Origin of the sequence: Helicobacter sp. MIT 11-5569 (genome assembly GCF_000765695.2) — a bacterium.
Taxonomy (GTDB): domain Bacteria; phylum Campylobacterota; class Campylobacteria; order Campylobacterales; family Helicobacteraceae; genus Helicobacter_D.
In genome coordinates, this window is the sequence record NZ_JRPB02000004.1 from 111,372 (window position 1) to 130,944 (window position 19,573).

22 protein-coding genes, 2 tRNA genes and 1 pseudogene are annotated in these 19,573 nt (G+C 35.2%); 21 read left to right on the forward strand and 4 right to left on the reverse strand.

The features are described 5' to 3' along the window. Positions 1-38 precede the first annotated feature (38 nt). From LS70_RS05230 to LS70_RS05260, 7 genes are all read left to right on the forward strand, one after another. Positions 39-284 carry a DUF448 domain-containing protein gene (locus tag LS70_RS05230; RefSeq protein WP_034290764.1) on the forward strand — a complete coding sequence of 82 codons (246 nt, stop codon included), beginning with the start codon at positions 39-41 and terminating at the stop codon, positions 282-284. Beyond that, positions 277-3,012, forward strand: a complete 2,736-nt coding sequence (gene infB / locus LS70_RS05235; RefSeq protein WP_034290761.1) for a translation initiation factor IF-2 — start codon at positions 277-279, stop codon at positions 3,010-3,012. Before LS70_RS05230 ends, infB begins: the two co-directional genes overlap by 8 nt. Then, a complete protein-coding gene (rbfA, locus tag LS70_RS05240; RefSeq protein WP_034290758.1) occupies positions 3,012-3,380 on the forward strand; it encodes a 30S ribosome-binding factor RbfA in 369 nt (122 codons plus the stop codon). The genes infB and rbfA overlap by 1 nt, the downstream gene beginning before the upstream one ends. Position 3,381: 1 nt before the next feature. Continuing rightward, on the forward strand, positions 3,382-3,849 hold the full coding sequence (gene rimP / locus LS70_RS05245) for a ribosome maturation factor RimP (RefSeq protein WP_034290755.1): 468 nt from the start codon (positions 3,382-3,384) through the stop codon (positions 3,847-3,849). 3 nt (positions 3,850-3,852) lie between these two features. Then, positions 3,853-4,902 carry a bifunctional diaminohydroxyphosphoribosylaminopyrimidine deaminase/5-amino-6-(5-phosphoribosylamino)uracil reductase RibD gene (locus LS70_RS05250; protein ID WP_034290752.1) on the forward strand — a complete coding sequence of 350 codons (1,050 nt, stop codon included), beginning with the start codon at positions 3,853-3,855 and terminating at the stop codon, positions 4,900-4,902. Between the two features lie 208 nt (positions 4,903-5,110). Next, complete coding sequence (locus tag LS70_RS05255; RefSeq protein WP_034290750.1) at positions 5,111-5,455, forward strand: DUF485 domain-containing protein; 345 nt, start codon at positions 5,111-5,113, stop codon at positions 5,453-5,455. Positions 5,456-5,465: 10 nt separating this feature from the next. Beyond that, positions 5,466-7,109: a cation acetate symporter gene (locus LS70_RS05260; RefSeq protein ID WP_052083434.1), complete on the forward strand. Its 1,644-nt coding sequence runs from the start codon at positions 5,466-5,468 to the stop codon at positions 7,107-7,109. A 92-nt stretch (positions 7,110-7,201) separates the two neighbouring features. Here LS70_RS05260 and LS70_RS05265 read toward each other — a convergent pair. From LS70_RS05265 to LS70_RS05275, 3 genes are all read right to left on the reverse strand, one after another. Then, positions 7,202-7,278: transfer RNA gene (locus LS70_RS05265), tRNA-Arg, on the reverse strand. A gap of 13 nt (positions 7,279-7,291) precedes the next feature. Continuing rightward, positions 7,292-7,369: transfer RNA gene (locus tag LS70_RS05270), tRNA-Met, on the reverse strand. A 58-nt stretch (positions 7,370-7,427) separates the two neighbouring features. Continuing rightward, a complete protein-coding gene (locus tag LS70_RS05275) occupies positions 7,428-8,039 on the reverse strand; it encodes a hypothetical protein (protein WP_034290744.1) in 612 nt (203 codons plus the stop codon). Between the two features lie 223 nt (positions 8,040-8,262). On the opposite strand from LS70_RS05275, the gene LS70_RS05280 reads away from it, so the two are divergent. The 14 genes from LS70_RS05280 (at position 8,263) to LS70_RS05345 (ending at position 19,450) form a co-directional block, all read left to right on the forward strand. After that, entirely contained in the window at positions 8,263-9,087 is an 825-nt protein-coding gene (locus tag LS70_RS05280; protein ID WP_034290741.1) for a plasminogen-binding N-terminal domain-containing protein, read from the forward strand. 9 nt (positions 9,088-9,096) lie between these two features. Continuing rightward, entirely contained in the window at positions 9,097-10,476 is a 1,380-nt protein-coding gene (gene glcD, locus LS70_RS05285; protein ID WP_034290738.1) for a glycolate oxidase subunit GlcD, read from the forward strand. A 25-nt stretch (positions 10,477-10,501) separates the two neighbouring features. Next, complete coding sequence (fabZ, locus tag LS70_RS05290) at positions 10,502-10,966, forward strand: 3-hydroxyacyl-ACP dehydratase FabZ (protein WP_034290735.1); 465 nt, start codon at positions 10,502-10,504, stop codon at positions 10,964-10,966. Positions 10,967-10,968: 2 nt separating this feature from the next. Then, on the forward strand, positions 10,969-11,775 hold the full coding sequence (gene lpxA, locus LS70_RS05295; protein ID WP_034290732.1) for an acyl-ACP--UDP-N-acetylglucosamine O-acyltransferase: 807 nt from the start codon (positions 10,969-10,971) through the stop codon (positions 11,773-11,775). Next, positions 11,768-13,024, forward strand: a complete 1,257-nt coding sequence (clpX, locus tag LS70_RS05300; protein WP_034290729.1) for an ATP-dependent Clp protease ATP-binding subunit ClpX — start codon at positions 11,768-11,770, stop codon at positions 13,022-13,024. Before lpxA ends, clpX begins: the two co-directional genes overlap by 8 nt. Before the next feature lie 25 nt (positions 13,025-13,049). Then, a complete protein-coding gene (locus tag LS70_RS05305; protein ID WP_034290726.1) occupies positions 13,050-14,084 on the forward strand; it encodes a rod shape-determining protein in 1,035 nt (344 codons plus the stop codon). 13 nt (positions 14,085-14,097) lie between these two features. Then, complete coding sequence (gene mreC / locus LS70_RS05310) at positions 14,098-14,940, forward strand: rod shape-determining protein MreC (protein ID WP_138109370.1); 843 nt, start codon at positions 14,098-14,100, stop codon at positions 14,938-14,940. A gap of 169 nt (positions 14,941-15,109) precedes the next feature. Further along, the gene (locus tag LS70_RS05315; RefSeq protein WP_034290723.1) at positions 15,110-15,475 is read left to right on the forward strand and encodes an HMA2 domain-containing protein; all 366 of its coding nucleotides are present in this window, start codon (positions 15,110-15,112) and stop codon (positions 15,473-15,475) included. Next, positions 15,472-16,071: a hypothetical protein gene (locus tag LS70_RS05320; protein WP_034290721.1), complete on the forward strand. Its 600-nt coding sequence runs from the start codon at positions 15,472-15,474 to the stop codon at positions 16,069-16,071. The genes LS70_RS05315 and LS70_RS05320 overlap by 4 nt, the downstream gene beginning before the upstream one ends. Positions 16,072-16,074: 3 nt before the next feature. Further along, complete coding sequence (locus LS70_RS05325) at positions 16,075-16,353, forward strand: hypothetical protein (RefSeq protein WP_034290718.1); 279 nt, start codon at positions 16,075-16,077, stop codon at positions 16,351-16,353. After that, complete coding sequence (locus LS70_RS05330) at positions 16,350-16,697, forward strand: hypothetical protein (protein WP_034290715.1); 348 nt, start codon at positions 16,350-16,352, stop codon at positions 16,695-16,697. The genes LS70_RS05325 and LS70_RS05330 overlap by 4 nt, the downstream gene beginning before the upstream one ends. Before the next feature lie 2 nt (positions 16,698-16,699). Next, positions 16,700-16,990, forward strand: a complete 291-nt coding sequence (locus LS70_RS05335) for a hypothetical protein (protein WP_034290712.1) — start codon at positions 16,700-16,702, stop codon at positions 16,988-16,990. An 8-nt stretch (positions 16,991-16,998) separates the two neighbouring features. Next, entirely contained in the window at positions 16,999-19,110 is a 2,112-nt protein-coding gene (locus LS70_RS05340) for a heavy metal translocating P-type ATPase (RefSeq protein ID WP_034290708.1), read from the forward strand. 121 nt (positions 19,111-19,231) lie between these two features. Next, positions 19,232-19,450 carry a hypothetical protein gene (locus LS70_RS05345; protein WP_034290705.1) on the forward strand — a complete coding sequence of 73 codons (219 nt, stop codon included), beginning with the start codon at positions 19,232-19,234 and terminating at the stop codon, positions 19,448-19,450. An 18-nt stretch (positions 19,451-19,468) separates the two neighbouring features. Here the strand turns inward: LS70_RS05345 and LS70_RS10425 are convergent. Continuing rightward, a pseudogene (locus LS70_RS10425) lies at positions 19,469-19,573 on the reverse strand (methyl-accepting chemotaxis protein); the annotation flags it as partial.

Consider the following 19,573-nt stretch of genomic DNA (forward strand, 5'->3'; position numbering starts at 1 on the left):
TGATGAATTTAAGTTCTGGTTTGCTATAATGAGAGTTTATGTCTAGTCCGATTAGAATGTGCATTGTGTGCAGAGGAAGATTTCCGCAAGAATCTTTGTTGCGCTTGCAATATCAAGATTTTAAGTTGCAAACTTTTAAAGGAATTGGCAGAAGTTTTTATGTTTGTCAAAATTGTCAAAGTGCGCCAAAATTAAGCGAACACATTATAAAAGTTTGTAGATTGGATAAAAAATACAAAGAGATGATTAAATCCGCATTAAAGGAGATTTTTTTATATGGATAAAGTCCGTATTAGTCAAATTGCCAAAGAATTAAGTAAAACAAGTAAAGAAGTCTTACAAAAAGCAGAGGAGTTAGGGTTTGAAGTTAAAACTGCTTCAAGCACTGTTACTGCCACACAGGCTGATGTTTTATATAATTATATTTTATCAGGAATAAATCCAAATGAAGGCGCGCAAAAAGCAAGTGTGCCAAAAAGCAAGGCAACAAAGTCTAAAAACACAGAATCCAAAAAAGATGAAAGTAAAAAAAATGCAAAAGAGAGTGCGAAATCTAGCACAAAAAGTAAAATAAAAGACGAAGCCAAAGAGTCAAAAAAGTCATCAAAGAAAGAGGTTATTAAAGACTCAAAAACACAAGTTGTGGCGGATTTGTCTAAAGATTCTACACAAGAAGATATAAAAGAATTTGAAAATGTTAAAAATACGCAAGAAAACGTGCAAGATACTGCAAATCAGAGTTCAAGTGAGATATTAAAAGAGAAAAGTGATGGAATACAAGATAATCTTGCAATTAAACGCACAGGATTGCGTATTGTTAAAAAGCGTGATTTTAAAGATACAGGAAGTCAAAAACAAGAAGAGCAAAAAGAAGAACGTAAAGAATCTCCACGCACTTTGCAGGATTTACTTGGAAATTTAGAAGAGAATCATATACAACATAAAGATAAAAAAAAGAAAAAAGATAAAACAGGCTTGCAAACAAGTAAGAATCTTGGGCAGCAGAAAATGGATTTGTTGGATAATCGAGAGTTCCAAAGTATGCATGATGATGAAGACGAGGAAGATGGAATCATTTTGTTTGATTTAAGCGTGCAAGATGAACGTGATATGGACGAGGAGGAGAATGAGCGTAAGGCGACAACCGAACGCATTAAAGTTCAACGTCATAATCCTTTTATGGAACAAGGAAGCACAAGACGTTCAAGTCGCAAAAAAGCCCCTAAAGTGCAAAAAGTGCAAGAAGCTATAAGTGGTGTAGTTAAGATTCCAGAGGAAATTAGGGCTTATGAATTTGCAGAAAGAATCGGAAGAACCACAGGAGAAGTGATTAAAGTGCTTTTTAGCCTTGGAATGATGATTACTAAAAATGATTTTTTAGAAAAAGATGCTATTGAAATTCTAGCTGAAGAGTTTGGTGTAGAAATTGAATTATTAAATACCGCTGATGAGTTAGATTATACGCAATTACATAATGGTGAAGATAGAGAAGAACACTTAGTTGTGCGTGCCCCAGTTGTTACGATTATGGGACATGTTGATCATGGAAAAACTTCTTTGTTAGACTATATTAGAAACACAAAAATTGCTTCTGGTGAAGCAGGAGGAATCACGCAACATATTGGAGCTTATACGATTAGTAAAAACGGGAAAGAAATTACATTTATTGATACACCAGGACACGAAGCATTTAGTGAAATGCGTGCTAGAGGAGCTTCTGTTACAGATGTAGCAATTATTGTTATCGCTGCTGATGATGGTGTAAAACCCCAAACTATTGAAGCATTAAATCACGCAAAAGCAGCAAATGCACCTATTATCATTGCTGTAAATAAGATTGACAAACCAGATGCAAACCCAGATAAGCTAAAAGCAGAAGCAGCAGAGCTTGGATTTACTCCGCTAGAATGGGGGGGGGAATATGAATTTGTGCATATTTCTGCAAAAACAGGTGAAGGGATTGATGATTTGTTGGAGACAATCCTCTTACAAGCTGAAATCTTAGATTTAAAGGCAAATCCAAATCGTCCTGCACGCGCAGTTGTGATTGAAAGTAGCTTAGAAAAAGGAAAGGGACCAGTAGCGACATTAATCGTTCAAAATGGAACATTAAAAGTTGGAGATAGCATCATTGCTGATACGGCTTTTGGTCGCGTAAGGGCAATTAGCGATGATTTAGGACGTTCTATTGCTAGCATTGCACCATCTGGTGTTGGTGTAATTACGGGATTAAATGAAGTGCCGCCAGCAGGTTCTATCCTTTTAGCAGTGGAAAATGATACCATTGCTAGAGATTATGCACAAAAACGTTCTGCGCATTTACGCCAAAAAGAGCTTTCACATTCTACAAAAGTTTCGTTTGACGAGTTGAGTTCAATGGTTGCTCTTGGGCAACTAAAAAGCCTTCCAGTGATTATTAAAGCAGACACACAAGGAAGCTTGGAGGCAATTCGCGGAAGCTTAGAGAAACTTCAAAATGAAGAAGTAAAAGTCAATATTATCCATAAAGGTATTGGTGGAATTACAGAAAGTGATATAACTTTAGCAGGAGCTAGTACAAATTGTGTGATTTTAGGTTTTAACGTGCGTCCAACAGGTAGTGTAAAGAATAAAGCGAAAGAATTAGGAGTTGAGATTAAAACTTATTCTATTATTTATTCTTTACTAGATGATATTAAAGCCTTACTAGGAGGGCTTTTATCACCTGTTATGGAAGAGGAAAATACAGGACAAGCTGAAGTTAGAGAAATTTTTAGTATTGCAAAAGTTGGCACAATTGCGGGATGTTTTGTTGCAGAAGGGACGATTCAGCGTGGAATAAAAGTGCGTTTAATCCGCAATGGTGTAGTAATCCACAATGGAAATATTATTTCTTTAAAACGTTTTAAAGACGATGTAAGAGAAGTTGCTAAGGGCTTTGAGTGTGGAATTATGTTGGAAGATTATAACGACATTCAAGTAGGTGATGTGTTTGAAACTTATAGGGAAGTGGAGAAACAAAGGACGCTTTGATGCAGGAAATCAAGTTAGCGCGCACGCAATCTTTGTTAAAAGAGATTCTGCCTAGTGCATTGGCAAATCTAAGTGATACGCGCTTAAATGCACTAAATGTTGTCGATGTGCGTTGTTCTCGTGGTAAATATTCTGCGGAAGTATTTTTAAGTGCGCCTTTTGCCACAGATAAAGAAAAAGCAGAAATTTTAAAACAATTAAAAAAAGCACATAGTTTGATTAAGGAATTTTGTTTAGAGGAAACAGGTTGGTTTCGTTGTCCAGATTTTAAATTTTTATTTGATGGAAGTTTGGAGAAAGAAAATCGCCTTGATAAGATTTTTGAAACTTTGCAAAAAGAACGTCAAAATAAAGAAAAGGAATCTTAAAATGACACTTTCTTCAAACCTAGAAGAGAAGATTAAAAATTTAGTAGAAAGTTTGGGATTCGAATTGTATGATATTTTAAGCCTAAAGGAAAATGAAAATCAAATTTTGCGTGTTTGTATTACAAAACAAGGCAATGCAAATTTGATGGATTCTCAAAAAGTCAATCTTGAAGATTGCCAAGAAGTCAGCCTTGCTTTATCTCCTTTATTAGATGTAGAGATGCCAAATTTTGAAAAATATTTTTTAGAAGTAAGCTCTCCGGGAGTTGAACGCGTATTAAAAACATCTTCCCATTATCAAGGTGCAGTAAATGAGCTTGTAAAGATTAAAACTCTCCAAGAAATTGATGGCAAGAAAGAATTTAAAGGCAAGTTAGTAAGTGTTGGGGAAGATATGCTGATTTTAGAAAATGGTGCAAAGATTCCATTTAATGTGATTAAAAAGGCACAAACTTATTTTGAGTGGTAAAAAATGCTAGCGCATCATTTTTATTTAGACTTATGCTTGCAATGTGCGTGGAAAGAACAGCTAAAAACACTCCCAAATCCCGCAGTTGCTTCTCTTGTGCTTGATAAAAATGGAGCGATTTTAAGCCTTGAAGCACATAAAGAATGCGGCAAACCTCACGCTGAAGTGCTTGCTTTGCAAAAAGCCTATGCAATTTTAAGTGGGGATAATGCAATTTTATCTTTAGAAGATTCTTGCGCAATCCATACTTATCTTTTAGAAAATGCGATTCCTTATTTTAAAGAGATTACTCTTTATGTAACCTTAGAGCCTTGTGGCAGTAGAAAAAATGGCAAAACCCTATCTTGCGCAGCTCTGCTTAGAGAGTTAAAGCCAAAATGTATCGTTATTGCTGCGCAAGATAGTAGCAAAAATGCAAAAGGGGGAGCGCAGGAGCTAGAAAATGCTGGGATTGCTGTGATTAAAGCGTGGGAAGTGGAATCTCTAAAAGAAATCTACACAAAGGCAAAAGCACTTTTGATACCTTTTAATGTATTGCAAATGAAGGGGCGATTTATGCTTTTTAAATATGCAAGCAGGCTTGATGGTAGCATTAATGGTGGGCAGATTAGCGAAAAAACAGCACAGAGTTTAATGCACGATTATCGCACAAAAGCAGATTTTTTGTTAATTTCTGGGGAGAGCGTGCGTGTAGATAATCCGCGTCTTGATACACGTTTTGCTACCTTAGCGCATAAAAATCCCAATGTTGCAATTCTAACGCGACAAAAAGATTTTCCAAAAACAGCCCAACTCTTTAAAGTGCCAAATCGCAATGTTAAGATTTTGCATCATCTAAAGGAAATGGAATCTCTGCAAGGTTTTATCTTTTGTGAAGGTGGGGCTGGGCTTTTTTGCGCTCTGCAAGATTCCATTGATGTATTGCTTGTCATCTTAAACCCTAGTTTTAAAAAAGATTCCAAACTCACAATGCAGCTTAATGCAAATTTTAGTGTATTGCATAGCACGCAAGTTCAAAATGATGTCTTTCTTTGGCTGGTTCCAAAAACCTAAAAGTTCATTTACGCTTCCCTATTTAAATCCATACAATCAATTTTAACTCTTTTAATGTATATGTTACAAAATGTAATTATATATTTTAATGTTACTAAAATATACAATATATAATTTATTTTATACTTCAAATTCATAATTTAATATACTTATTTATAGAATTTTTGTAACATTTAAGTAGAAAATTACAATTTGTAAGGAGTAAATAATGAAAAAACCTTTGGATTATCAACAATCCATTCAAGAATTTAAAAAATTTGTTTCCTTTAGAAACAAAGTAGCAATTTGGTTGTCTGTGGTTGTGTTGGTCTGTTATTATGCTTTTGTGATTAGCATTGGATTATTTCCAGATGTTTTAGGCTATCGTTTAGGACCTAGTTCTATCACATTAGGGATTATTGTTGGAATCTTTTTGATTGCTTTGTGTATTACAGCAACAGGGCTCTATACATTTTTTGCAAATCAATATTTTGATAGAAGACAAGAAGAGATTTTGCAAGATTTAGAACAAAGCGGAGCATTGGAGGATTTGAAAAATGGTAAAAATTATTAAAATTTATTTAATGGCATTTTTTGGTGTTTTGTTATGTGTAAGCAGTGTAAATGCAGCAGGATTTGATGTAGAAAATGTAGAAAAAAGCGCATTTAATCCTATTGCTGTAACAATGTTTTTGATTTTTGTGCTTGGCACACTTTTTATTACTTATTATTCCAACAAGAAAAGTCAAAGTGCAAGTGGATTCTATACAGCAGGCGGAAATATTACAGGAATGCAAAATGGGACAGCAATTGCTGGAGATTTTATGAGTGCTGCAAGTTTTCTTGGAATCACAGCACTTGTTTTCACAAATGGTTTTGATGGTTTGATTTATTCTATCGGATTTTTAGCAGGCTGGCCTATTATTTTGTTTTTAATTGCTGAAAAATTTAGGAATCTTGGAAAATTTACCTTTGCGGATATTACCGCGTATCGCTTAAATGCAAAGCCAATTCGTATAATTTCAGCGACTTCTGCACTTAGTGTTATTGTGTTTTATTTGATTGCACAAATGGTTGGTGCTGGACAATTAATCCAGCTTTTGTTTGGATTGCCTTATACAGCTGCTGTTGTGCTTGTTGGAATCTTGATGATTTGCTATGTTGTTTTTGGTGGAATGCATGCGACAACTTGGGTGCAAATTATCAAAGCGATTTTATTGCTTGGTGGGGCAACTTTTATGGCAATTATGATTTTGTATTTAACAAAGTTTGATTTGAGTTATTATTTTGCTAAAGCAGTGGAAAATCACCCAAATGGAGCAGCAATTATGCTTCCCGGTGGATTTTTGCCTGATACAATTTCTGCTTTATCCTTAGGGCTTGCATTAATGTTTGGAACAGCAGGATTGCCACATATTTTAATGCGTTTCTTTACTGTTAAAGATGCAAAAGAAGCTAGAAAGTCTGTATTTTATGCGACAGGTTTGATGGGATATTTTTATATTTTAACTTTTGTTATTGGTTTTGGCGCAATCGCTTTATTGCTTGGAAATCCAGAATTTACAAATGAAGATGGTAGTTTTAATGGCATTACTAATATGGTGGCAATTACACTTGCTCAAGCTATTGGTGGAGATTATTTCTTAGGCTTTATTTCCGCAGTTGCGTTTGCGACAATTTTAGCAGTTGTTGCTGGGCTTGCAATTTCTGGAGCTGGTGCAATTTCTCATGATTTATTTGTCAATGTTTGCAAAGATGGTAAATGTGATGCGAATCTTGAAATGAAAGTAACGAAAATTTCAACAATCGGAATTGGAATTTTTGCAATTATTTTAGGAATTATATTTGAAAAACAAAATGTTGCTTTCACGGTTGGACTTGCTTTTGCTATTGCTGCAAGCGTAAATTTTCCGATTCTACTTTTAAGCATTTATTGGAAGAATCTTACAACAAAAGGTGCATTTTGGGGTGGATTAATCGGACTTATTGCTGTTGTTACAATGGTGCTTTTAAGCCCTAGTATTTGGGTGAAAAGCTTTGGATTTGATACGGCAATTTTTCCTTATGACCACCCAGCACTTTTTTCTATGCCATTAACCTTTGTGTTAATTTATCTTATCTCAAAGCTAGATAATAGTGAGCGCGCTAAAATTGATAAAGCAGGGTTTGCAGCACAAGATTTCCGCGCACAAAGTGGCGTGGGGATTAGTGAGGCAGTAGCACATTAATGCGATTCCGCCTTTGGCGGTTTTGCAATTTTGATTATTTCTTTTGTTAGTTTTGTTTCTATTGATTTATAAATAAAAGTAAATGGGAGGGGTGGTACGCCCAAGAGGACTCGAACCTCTGACCTACGGCTTAGAAGGCCGTTGCTCTATCCAGCTGAGCTATGAGCGCGTATTTAAAGAAATGGTACCAAAGGGGGGACTCGAACCCCCGACCTCCGGCTTATGAGACCAGCGCTCTAAACCAGCTGAGCTACCTTGGCACACAAAAAACATGGAAAGCGAATTGTAGTGTGCTTTTCTTTAAAAAATGATAAAAATCTAACCAATCATATCAATTTGTGCGTTACCGCTATAAATTGCATGGCTAAATTCTCGTAAGATTCGTTGTGTTTTTGCTTCAGTATTTTTGCGTAAAATATCATTATAGTTGCTTGTTAAGTTTTTTTTGTAGCTTTTTGTATAGATTCCATTAAGATTATTGAGATTATCTTGAAACTCTTTGGCGACTTCTTTCCACCCATCTTGTGTAACGCCTAAAAAACCTTGTGTATTTCCTTGCGCGCTTTTTGTATTTTGGTCGGCAACTGCTTGTTCTTGCTCTCTAATGTGCTCTACGCTAGCACTTAGATTTCCAGCACGTGTTAAGATTTGAGCGACAGCAATTTTTTCATTATGGGACATATTAGCAGTAACACGTTCAAAAGCCTTATATTGTTCATCACTCATAATTTCAAGGCTTACAAGCCCATAAGTTACACGATTTTTTTCTAAAATTTCAGAGTTTTGTTCCTCATTTTGCGTGTTGATTTTGTTAATGCGCTGTGTATTTGTAAGAGATTGTGCCGTTTGTGTTTCATTGCCTAATAGTCGGTTTGCCTCATTAAAAATTTCATTTAAACCCGGTGTATTGAAGTTATGATTAATAAGCATGGCGGATAAAACCTTTTTACAAAATATAAAACATTAGCTCTTAAGCAAAAAGGATTCCAATTTTTTGTTTTAATAGGCTTGTTAATGTTTATAAAGCATAAAATTTTGTAAAAAAACATAAAATTGTATAGAATATTGCCACGCTTTAAGCAAATATAGATTACAATCTCACATTTATGTCTAGAATTTTGCACAATTTTGCTGTAGCGATTAAGGTTTGCTTATGAAAATATTAAATTCCCTTAAATACGTCCTGTTTGTCGTCCTTTTTAGCACTTTGACACACGCTTCTCCTTTTGGAAACAAACTTATTGTCCCTATTGTGGAATTAGATGAGGATTCTAAACATTATGCGTATGTTCCGGCATTTGATTTAAAAGTAGGGGAAAGCGGTGAAATTGTGCGTTGGTTTACACAAGATCATTCCACGATTGTAGCAAAAGCTGCTGTTATAGAAATCAAAGATGAACGTGCAAAAATAGCATTTGAACCTTTTGAAGGTTTAGAACAAGGTGCTTTTCCTGCACCAATTTTATTTCCAAAGAAAAATGATGAAGTGATTTTTAGATCCTTTAATGATAGAGCATTTTTGGTCGCTCCTTCACAAGAAATTTATGAAAAAATTAAAGCAGCATATCCAGATGTTACTTGGTTGCACCCAGATTTATTAGCAGCATATTTAATGGATGTTGGGCATACATCACCTGTTAAAGGGGATTTTCGCAAGGTTTGCACGCAGTATGCTGCGGGGATTGTGTATTTGGTAAATCTTAATGAAGGGCAAGCATTGGATTGTCAAACTTTTAGACCAATAAAAAAGGATTATATTACCGGACGCGCTCCAGTTGATGATAGAATGTTACCTTTTTTCTCACGCATTGGGAGTGATAATCAAGAGTGGTTTTCTTATCTTATTAACGATATAACAACGCGTGATTATTATTTGTATTTTGATGCGCTTTTAAAAGGTGAAATTAGTGATGAAGATGCAACATTTTTCGGGCGTGTAACAAAATATTTTTCCAATCAAATTAAAAATATTTTCTAAGGGCGCAAGATGACGGATAAAAATATCAAAGATCTTGAAGCTATTGTAGGTAAGGGAGAATGCTTCAATGATAAGGCACATTTAAGTGCGTATTGTTATGATGCGACAAAAGAGAGAAAATATCCAGAATGCGTTGTTTTTCCACATAATGAAGAAGAAGTAAGTGCAATTTTAAAATATTGTAATTCTCATTTAATCCCTGTGATTCCACGCGGTGCAGGAAGTGGATTTACGGGTGGTTCGCTTGCAGCACATGGTGGAGTGATTTTGGCATTAGAAAAACATATGAATCAGATTTTAGAGATTGATATGGAAAATATGGTTGCGCGTGTTCAGCCTGGTGTCGTAAATATGCAGCTTCAAAAAGCAGTGGAAGCAGTAGGGTTATTTTATCCGCCTGACCCTGCAAGCGAACATTACTCTACACTTGGCGGAAATGTGAGTGAAAATGCTGGTGGTATGCGTGCTGCAAAATATGGAATCACAAAAGATTTTGTTATGGCTTTGCGTGCTGTGTTGCCAAATGGCGATGTGATTCGTGCAGGTAAAAAGACGATTAAAGATGTTGCAGGATATAACATTGCTGGAATCTTGATTGCGAGTGAGGGAACATTGGGAGTCATTACAGAGATTACATTAAAGCTTCTAAGCAAACCAAAATACCAACAAAGTGCTATGGGTGTTTTTCCAAGCATACAATCAGCAATGAATGCGGTTTATAAGACAATGGCAAGTGGAATCTCTCCTGTGGCAATGGAGTTTTTGGATAATCTTAGTATTAGAGCTGTAGAAGAGAAGTTTAATAAAGGCTTGCCAAAAGACGCTGGAGCGATTCTAATTACTGAAGTAGATGGAAATTTACCTGAAGAGATTACCTATCAAATTAATAAAATAGAAGAAAAGTTCCTTGAAAATGGGGCAAATAGATTTGTGAAAGCCAATAATGAACAAGAAGCTGCGGATTTATGGTTTGCGCGCAAAAACGCAAGCCCAAGTATTACGATTTATGGCAGTAAGAAGCTTAATGAAGATATTACAGTTCCACGCTCAAAACTCCCAGAATTGTTAGAGAGAATCGCAGAAGTTTCACAAAAATATGGTGTCGTGATTCCATGTTTTGGGCATACAGGCGATGGAAATGTGCATACAAATGTAATGGTAGATGGTAGCAAGGAAGAAGAGTTAGAGAAGGGACACAAGGCGATTGAAGAGATTTTTAAAATCACAGTAGAGCTTGGTGGAACGCTAAGTGGGGAACATGGAATCGGGCTTTCTAAAGCACCTTTTATGGGGTTAGCATTTTCACAAGAGGAGATGCAGTTATTTCGTGCAATCAAACAAGCCTTTGACCCTAACAACATTTTAAATCCGGGCAAGATGGCATTATGATTTACATTAAAGATAAGGAATTTGAATGATTTTTGATGTGCAAAAGATTCGTAGTATTTTACCGCACCGCTATCCGATGTTATTAGTGGATAGAATTACAGAAATTATACCTAATGAACGCATTGAAGGCTATAAAAATATAACAATCAATGAAGATACTTTTAATGGGCATTTTCCATCACAACCCATTTATCCGGGCGTGTATATTATTGAGGGAATGGCGCAAACAGGCGGAGTTTTGGCATTCGTGAGTATGTTTGGTGAAGAAGTGTGTAATAATGGCGATAAAATTGTGTATTTTATGAGTATTGATAAAGCAAAATTTAGGAATCCTGTAACTCCCGGAGATAAATTAGCTTATAAACTAGAAGTGATTAAGCAAAAGGGCGGAATCTGGGTTCTGCAAGGTTATGCTTTTGTTGATGATAAGCTTGTTGCAGAAGCAGAACTTAAAGCAATGGTTGCAGATAACATAGAAAAAAAGGCATAAAAGTGAGTATTGCAAAATCAGCAAAGATTGCCAAAACTGCTATTGTTGAAGAAGGTGCGTGCATTGGTGAAAATGTAGAAATTGGACATTATAGTATTATTGGCAAGAATGTAAAAATCGGTGATAATTGCAAGTTGTATAATCACGTAACGATTCTTGGGAATACAACTTTAGGCAAAGGAAATGAGGTTTTTCCAAATGCTGTGCTTGGAACAAAACCGCAAGATTTAAAATATGATGGTGAGCCAAATTCTCTAGTTTTTGGAGACTATAATAAAATTAGAGAATTTACAATGATAAATCCCGGCACAGAAGGAGGGGGCAGCAAAACAGTTATTGGAAATAAGAACTTATTGATGGCATATGTGCATATTGCGCATGATTGCATTATAGGAGATTCTTGTATTTTGGCAAATGGAGCAACTCTAGGGGGGCATATTGTGCTTGGGAATTATATTAATGTTGGTGGATTAACACCCATTCATCAATTTGTAAAGGTTGGAGATTATGCGATGATTGCAGGGGCTAGCGCACTTTCACAAGATATTCCACCTTTTTGTATGGCAGAGGGGAATCGTGCTGTAATTCGTGGGTTAAATTTACACCGATTGCGCAAAAATTTTGAGCATCATCAAGTGGATAAAATCCATAATGTTTATAAACGCTTATTTTCTGGCAATGCTCCGATTAAAGAGATTGCCAAAGAAATTTTAGATGAAAATCCAAAAGATGAAAATGTGGTTAAAATGTGTCAATTTGTAATTGATTCTACACGTGGAATCCCTTTTGTAAGGAAAAATTATGAGTGAAAGAATTTGTGATTTTTGTAAAAGTAGGGAATCTAATAAGAATCCTTTAATTTCTGGAAATGATACTTGCATTTGCAAGAATTGTATCATTGCTTCTTATAATTTACTCTTTGGCGTGGAATATGGCAAAACAGAAGAGAATGGAGAGAAGGGACAGAATAATGAAGATGATGTTTTAAAAATTGTTCCACCAAAAGAGTTAAAAGAAGTGCTTGATGCGTATGTAATAGGGCAAGAAAAGGCAAAGAAGGTTTTTAGCGTAGCAGTGTATAACCACTATAAGCGTGTTTTACAAGGTGATATTGGAGAAGATGATACAGAGATTGCGAAATCAAATATTTTACTAATTGGTCCAACAGGTAGTGGTAAAACACTTATGGCGCAAACTCTGGCTAAATTTTTGAATATTCCTATTGCAATTTGTGATGCGACAAGTCTAACAGAAGCAGGTTATGTTGGTGAAGATGTAGAGAATATTTTAACAAGGCTTTTACAAGAAGCAAATGGAGATGTGGAAAAAGCACAAAAGGGAATTGTTTTTATCGATGAAATTGATAAGATTTCAAGACTTTCAGAGAATCGTTCTATCACGCGTGATGTCTCCGGAGAAGGCGTGCAGCAAGCATTGTTAAAAATTATCGAAGGTAGTGTGGTTAATGTGCCGCCAAAAGGTGGCAGGAAGCACCCAAATCAAGATTTTATCCAAATTGATACAAAGGATATTTTGTTTATTTGCGGAGGTGCTTTTGATGGCTTAAAGGATATTATCACGCGTCGTCTTGGTGGAAATACATTAGGATTTCACCATAAAAAAGGTAAAAAAGCAGAAACAGATTACCTTTTAGGTTTGGTAGAGCCTGATGATTTAGTGAGTTATGGGCTAATTCCAGAGCTTATTGGACGTTTGCATATGTTTGCAACATTAGAAGAAATCACAAAAGAAGCAATGGTTGAGATTTTACAAAAACCAAAAAATGCACTTACAAAGCAGTATAAAAAACTTTTTGCGCTTGATGGAGTGCAACTTACTTTTAAAGCAGAAGCATTAGAAGAGATTGCTAATCTTGCAATTTCACGCAAGACAGGTGCTAGGGGGTTGCGTGCAATTATGGAAGATGTGATGTTAGATGTAATGTATGATTTACCAGAGCTTAAAGGTTATGAGGTAATCATCACAAAAGAAGCTGTGCTAAAAGAATCAAAGCCAATGTTGGTAAAACAGAAAAAAACAAGCAAGAAAAGTGCTTAATCCATTTTAAAGAAAGAGAGAAAATATGCTAGTAGATAAAGTAATTGGTTGGTTTTCACACGATATTTCGATTGACCTTGGGACAGCAAATACCATTGTTTTAGTAAAAGGGCAAGGGGTAATTATTAATGAACCTTCAGTGGTGGCTGTGCAAAATGACCGTTATGGAAAGAATAAGGTTTTAGCTGTAGGGCATGAAGCAAAGGAAATGGTAGGCAAAACTCCCGGAAGTATTATGGCAGTGCGTCCTATGAAAGATGGGGTGATTGCGGATTTTGATATGACAGAAAAAATGATTCGGCATTTTATTGAAAAAGCACACCGCAGAAAAGCATTAATGCGCCCTAGAATTATCGTGTGCGTGCCTTATGGATTAACAGGTGTTGAGCGCAAAGCGGTTAGAGAATCTGCAATTAGTGCTGGAGCTAGAGAAGTCTTTTTGATTGAAGAGCCTATGGCAGCGGCGATTGGTGCAGGCTTGCCGGTCAAAGAACCTAAGGGAAGTTTGGTTGTAGATATTGGAGGGGGAACAACAGAGATTGGCGTTATCTCACTTGGTGGGCTTGTAATTTCAAAATCCTTGCGCACTGCTGGAGATAAGCTTGATTTGGCAGTTGTGGATTATGTTCGCCGTAAATATAGCTTATTAATTGGTGAGCGCACAGGAGAAGAGATTAAAATCCAAATTGGTTCAGCAGTTAGCCTTGATGAGCCGCTTTCAATGCAAGTTAAAGGTCGCGACCAAGTCAGTGGTTTGCTAAATTCTATTGAGCTAACAAGTGAGGATGTAAGAGAAGCAATGAAGGAAACTTTAAAAGAGATTTCTAATGCGCTAAAAGATGTGCTAGAGCAAATGCCACCAGATTTAGCAGGGGATATTGTGGAAAATGGAATCGTTCTAACAGGTGGAGGTGCATTAATCCGTGGTCTTGATAAATATTTATCAGATTTAGTAAAACTTCCTGTATATGTAGGTGATGAACCTCTTTTGTGTGTAGCAAAAGGAACTGGGAAAGCATTAGAAGAAATTGATGTTTTGCAACAACTTACATATGAATGATTTAAGGAAGTAGATGAGAAAATTGTTTCTTTGGATATTATTCTTAGCAATTGTATTTTTCCTCTCAATGCAAGTGTCCAAAGGATTTCAAGCAAAGATTTTATATGTGAGTGATGCGATAAAAGTTGGAATCTTAAACCTAAATGAAAATTTCTCAAATACAATAACGCGTCATTTTGATCAAGCGCGACAAATCAAAGAATTAACAAACTCCCTAGAAGATAAAGATAAGCTACAGTATGCGTATAATGCACTTAAAAGCGAATATGATGCTTTAATGGAAGCATTAGAATCTAAACCTAGTCCAATGCAAATTACACTTTCTCGAACAATTTCTTATGTAGAAATGAATAATTACACAAAGATTTGGCTAGAAAAAAGGTCGGATTTAAAGAAAAGGGAAAACGCAATTTTTGGTTTGATTTATGACAATAAAGTTGCAGGAATTGCTATTATGCAAAGTAATCGTTTGCTTGGTTATTTAAATGGTGATGAAAAATGTAGTTATAGTGTAGCTATTGGAGATAAAAAAGTTCCGGGTGTTGCCAAATATGATTTAAGCAGAGGCTTTGTGGTGGATTATATTCCTTTGTATTCAAAAGTTGAGATAGGAGAACAGGTCATTACAAATGGCTTTGATGAGATTTTTTATCCCGGAATCCTTGTTGGTGTTGTAGAATCTGTAGAGGAGCAACAAGGCTATCAAATTGCCAATGTAAAACTTGCTATTAAGGATGCAGCTGCATTTTATTGGCTCGTAGATATTGATAGCTTAAAAGCAGAGTTTTATTTAGGAGAGAATATAGATTCCAAAAATCAAGAACCTACAATTTTTAATTTTAATATGCAAGATTAGTTTTCTTTTTGATTCTTATTTTTTATTTTAAAAAATTTTATTCTTGTTTTTTAATTCCTATAAATACGAGTTATGTTTCCTATATATAAAACTCATTATTCTTTTATTAAGAAAAATTTTATAACTTTTATTTTAAAATCCACTCCAAATTTATTTTAACTGGATTCTTATGCAAGATGATAAAAAAGAATTGATAAATACCTTAAAAGACTTAAAGATAAAATCTAATGATTTACAATTTTTAAGGGATTATTTTTCTATTATTCATCATACAAAAGGCAGAATCCGACTAAGAGCAAGCCAAAAATTAAAAACGATTACACAAGAAAAAAGGCTTAATCTAAAAGAGATTTTAGAGATATTAGAAAGGATTCCGCTAATCGTTTCTCTTAGGTTTAATCCATTAATTGGCTCACTTACGATTCATTATGATTCTGATTTATTAAACCCTAAACTTTGGGAAGATTGTATCAAAGGAGAATCGCTAGAGGAAATCGCAGAAATTATCAATAAAAGCTTAAGGGAGATTGTATGAGTGTAGAGAACTTGGTATTAGCATTAGATGATGAATATAAAGCATATAGTTTTTATACATTGGCAAGTCCATTAGGAGGGATTTTTGTAAATCTTCAAAATGCGGAAGCGGCACATATTAATGCGCTTACTTACCATTTGCAAAGATTAAATGCAGAGATTCCAAATAATCCTTATTTAAATACTATTGTGTTGCCAAATACTTTGCAAGGAGTTTTGCAAACTGCACTAATGCAAGAAAATGAAAACATTGCACTTTATAACAATTTGATTGCAAATGAACAAGATGCAGAAATTATTGATGTCTTTTATCGTTTGCAAGCAGCAAGTTTTAATAATCATATTCCTGCGTTGCAAAATGTCATAATGCAAGAGCAGGCTAAAAATACAGAAAATGTTATGGAGATGTTAAATAATGGCAAAGCAATTTTAGAGGAAACAGGCGAAATGGTGGCTAGGTTACAACAGGGAAATCTTAGTCAAGACCAACTAGAAGGTTTTTTAAATAAATTGAATTATTCTTTGGTCGGCGGTGTCATTGCAGGAGCATTTGGCGTGATTATTTTTAATGAACTTTTAAGTCAAAACAAGGAGTAGATTATGGCATTACCATTTATAGCAGGATTAGCAGTTGGTGCGGGAGCAACACTTTTATTTACTAAAAGGGAACAAATCAAAAAAACATTAAACAATGGGAATATCTCTAAGAACATTCAAAAGGGGTTAAGTGAGGGGTTAGACAAGGGGAGAGAAATTTCTATTAAGGCTTTAAATTATGCAAAAACAAGCTTAGAAAATACCGGTAAAGCAGAAAAAGAAACCTCTAAGAGGAGTGTTAAAAAACCAAGAAAACAAAATAATACAAAGGAGAATGTATGATAGCAAATACTGGCACACCAAGGTCAATTACGGGACATGCAATTAGTGGAGGGCTTATTGCATGTATGTTAAGTGGAGCGTATGCTTATGCTAAATACAAAAATAATGCAATTAGCAAACAAGAAGCAATTATAGATACACTAAAAGCAACAATTGAGGGTGGAATTATCACAGCGTGCGGAATTGCGGCGGCAAATGCACTAGGAAGTAATACAAAAACAACAACGCAAGGCATTGTGGAAGCTACCGCGTTTGTGGCTGTTGGAACAGCAAGCGTATATGGAATTCAAATGTTAGCTAATAAAAATTGTTGTATTACACCAAAATTGACAAAAAAGGACTAATAATGACACAACCAAATCCAAATAATCCTTATATTGATAAACAAAATAATACGCAGAATAACACACAAAATTTTTTGGGAAATTTGTTAGACTCTAATAACTCTAAACAAGATTTTCTAAAAGGGGCATTAATTGGTGCTGCTGCAACTTTTATTTTGACAAATGAAAATGCACAAAAGGCAATATTTAAAGGTTTTGCAAAAATTAGCAGTTTGTTTGAAAGTGGTATTGAAGAATTAAAAGAACGCTATGAAGACGCTAAAGCTGAAATTAATGATGCTGACAAAATTTAAGGCAAAGAATGCAACTAACCCTTCTTCATGCAACAACAAAGAGAGCACGTTTTAAATACACTTGCAAAAGCGGTTTTAGAGTAAATCCTATTCAACTTCGCGTGGCTTTAGAGGATATGCCAGATGTAAGTGATGTGCGCGTTAATGCAATTTTAAATAATATTATTTTGCACTATAGTGGAGCTTTAGAGATTCTAGAGCAGAATATTTATAGGGTGCTTAATAGTGTTGTAGTAGAATCAGATTTAATTAAGCAAGAAGAGAGCTATTTGGCATTGCGTGATGAGATTCCAAGCTCATCAGAAGTAGCAAGAGCTGGGAGTGCATTGTTGCTTTCACCTTTTTTAAATAATACGACAGCACAATTAGGATTTTCTCTTGTTGCGTCTGCTCCTTTGCTTTTTAGTGGATTAAAAGAAACTTTTGCACATGGAATTAATTCGCGTTCTTTGGAGGCAATGGCAGTTGCAATTTCTTTGTATTTACAAGACTTTAAAACAGCAAATTCTACAAATTTTATGCTAGCCCTTGGGGAATATATTGAAGAAATGACAATGTATAAAAGTGATGATTTAATCAAGGAGTTAGCAAAGCAAAAAAGCGGTTTAGCTTGGGTTGAACGTATAGAAAATGGAAAGAGTATTTTAAAGCAGATTCCAAGTGAGGCATTAAAGGTTAGTGATATTGTTGTTATTGGTGCAGGTGATACGATTTTGGTGGATGGACATATTATTGAGGGAGAAGCACTTGTTAATCAAATTTCAATGACAGGGGAAGCAACTCCTGTGCAAAAAGGGTATAGCGATAGAGTGTTATCTGGCACAATCGTGCAAGAGGGAAAAATCAAAGTATGGGCAGAGTCTGTGGGAACACAAACAGCAATGGCTAGAATCAAAAACTACATTGAAGAAACTTTAGTGCAAAAATCTTCACAAGAACTTAACGCTTCTAAAATGGCAGATTCTTTAGTGCCTATTACACTAGGGCTTGCTACACTTTCTTATGTTTTAACACGTGATTTAATGCGAAGTGCTAGTGTTTTGCAAGCTGATTATTCATGCGCATTAAAACTTACAACACCAGTAACTTTTAAATCTGCAATTTCAAGTGCTGGAAAAGAGGGAATTATTATTAAGGGGGCAAAAAGTTTAGAATCCTTACAACTTAGTGAAGTGTTCATTTTTGATAAAACAGGAACACTGACACAAGGAGATTTAGAAGTTCTTGATGTGTATTCTTTTCATCAAATTTGGGATAAAGATGCAGTATTAAATCTTGCAGCAAGCATTGAAGAGCATTATTTTCATCCTGTGGCACAAGCAGTTGTAAAAGCAGCAAAAGATAAAGATTTTAAACATTTTCATCATGATGAAGTTACTTTTATTGTTGCACATGGGGTTAAAAGTGAGATTAATGGTAAAAGTGTTGTTATTGGTTCAAGACATTTCTTAGAAGATGATGAAGGAATTAGTTTTAAAGCACAACACAAAGAAATTGAAGAAATTTTAGAAAGTGGAGAAATGCCCCTATTTATTGGCTATGATAAAGAGCTTTTGGGTATGATTTTGTTAAAAGATTCTTTGAGAGAGAATGCAAGAGTTGCATTAGAGAGATTGCGAAAAAGTGGCATTAAAGAAATTATTATGCTAACAGGAGATACCCAACAAAAAGCAGATAGAATCGCCAAAGATTTAGGTATTAATCGCTACTATGCAGAATTATTGCCAACACAAAAAGCAGAAATTTTAGAACAAATTATGCAAGAGGGTAAAAAAGTCGCATTTGTGGGAGATGGAATCAATGACGCACCAGCGTTAATTCGCGCAGATATTGGCATTGGTATGCATAAAGGAGCAGACATCGCAAAAGCAAGTGCAGATGTTGTGCTGTTGCGCGATGATATTGAGGCAGTAGCAGAAGCTAGAGAGCTTGCAATTGCTTGCCTTAAAAAAGTGCAAAGAGGCTTTAAGATTACGGTGGGTGTAAATTCTATGATTTTAATCTTGGCAACTCTTGGGAAATTAAGCCCTATTCAAACAGCATTTATGCACAATGGCACAACAATTGGATTACTTTTAAATGCTTTACAAAGAATCCGTGTGAGAAAGGAGCATAGTTAATGCCATTTTTATTAATTCTAGCAACTGCTGGAAGTGGGTTTTTAGCTGTGCAAATATCTAGGCAAGCTTTTTTAAAATATAAAAAATACAATAAAAGAAAACAAGAAAAATAGGAGAAAATATGGAAAAAGATTTAGAGATTCCAGCTAAAAAAGTATCTATTGAAACAAAGCGCGAAATTGCAAAGATAGGAATGAGTGCGAGTTTGTTGCTAACAGCAGGAAGTGCATTGTTTTTGCGTAACAAGACTGCAAAAACAATACATATAACAGCAGGCGTTGCTCTTGTGGGGTTCTCCATTTGGCATGCATCATTATATCCCAAAAACCATAAATCTTAATTTTAATAAGATTCCCCCTTACTTAAACCTCTTCTTATTCACATCACTTAGAATATCATCAGCAATCTGATTAACTGTGCGTGTAATATCATTCGTGCTATTAGCTACACTCACATTATCTTG

Coding starts and splice junctions, on each gene's coding strand:
- LS70_RS05280 (WP_034290741.1), top strand. CDS start 8,263: ATGAAAATATTAAATTCCCTTAAATACGTCCTGTTTGTCGTCCTTTTT.
- LS70_RS05325 (WP_034290718.1), top strand. CDS start 16,075: ATGGCATTACCATTTATAGCAGGATTAGCAGTTGGTGCGGGAGCAACA.
- glcD (WP_034290738.1), top strand. CDS start 9,097: ATGACGGATAAAAATATCAAAGATCTTGAAGCTATTGTAGGTAAGGGA.
- LS70_RS05340 (WP_034290708.1), top strand. CDS start 16,999: ATGCAACTAACCCTTCTTCATGCAACAACAAAGAGAGCACGTTTTAAA.
- LS70_RS05330 (WP_034290715.1), top strand. CDS start 16,350: ATGATAGCAAATACTGGCACACCAAGGTCAATTACGGGACATGCAATT.
- LS70_RS05320 (WP_034290721.1), top strand. CDS start 15,472: ATGAGTGTAGAGAACTTGGTATTAGCATTAGATGATGAATATAAAGCA.
- LS70_RS05255 (WP_034290750.1), top strand. CDS start 5,111: ATGAAAAAACCTTTGGATTATCAACAATCCATTCAAGAATTTAAAAAA.
- LS70_RS05305 (WP_034290726.1), top strand. CDS start 13,050: ATGCTAGTAGATAAAGTAATTGGTTGGTTTTCACACGATATTTCGATT.
- LS70_RS05335 (WP_034290712.1), top strand. CDS start 16,700: ATGACACAACCAAATCCAAATAATCCTTATATTGATAAACAAAATAAT.
- rbfA (WP_034290758.1), top strand. CDS start 3,012: ATGCAGGAAATCAAGTTAGCGCGCACGCAATCTTTGTTAAAAGAGATT.
- LS70_RS05250 (WP_034290752.1), top strand. CDS start 3,853: ATGCTAGCGCATCATTTTTATTTAGACTTATGCTTGCAATGTGCGTGG.
- mreC (WP_138109370.1), top strand. CDS start 14,098: ATGAGAAAATTGTTTCTTTGGATATTATTCTTAGCAATTGTATTTTTC.
- LS70_RS05230 (WP_034290764.1), top strand. CDS start 39: ATGTCTAGTCCGATTAGAATGTGCATTGTGTGCAGAGGAAGATTTCCG.
- LS70_RS05260 (WP_052083434.1), top strand. CDS start 5,466: ATGGCATTTTTTGGTGTTTTGTTATGTGTAAGCAGTGTAAATGCAGCA.
- rimP (WP_034290755.1), top strand. CDS start 3,382: ATGACACTTTCTTCAAACCTAGAAGAGAAGATTAAAAATTTAGTAGAA.
- clpX (WP_034290729.1), top strand. CDS start 11,768: ATGAGTGAAAGAATTTGTGATTTTTGTAAAAGTAGGGAATCTAATAAG.
- fabZ (WP_034290735.1), top strand. CDS start 10,502: ATGATTTTTGATGTGCAAAAGATTCGTAGTATTTTACCGCACCGCTAT.
- LS70_RS05275 (WP_034290744.1), bottom strand. CDS start 8,039: ATGCTTATTAATCATAACTTCAATACACCGGGTTTAAATGAAATTTTT.
- LS70_RS05345 (WP_034290705.1), top strand. CDS start 19,232: ATGGAAAAAGATTTAGAGATTCCAGCTAAAAAAGTATCTATTGAAACA.
- infB (WP_034290761.1), top strand. CDS start 277: ATGGATAAAGTCCGTATTAGTCAAATTGCCAAAGAATTAAGTAAAACA.
- LS70_RS05315 (WP_034290723.1), top strand. CDS start 15,110: ATGCAAGATGATAAAAAAGAATTGATAAATACCTTAAAAGACTTAAAG.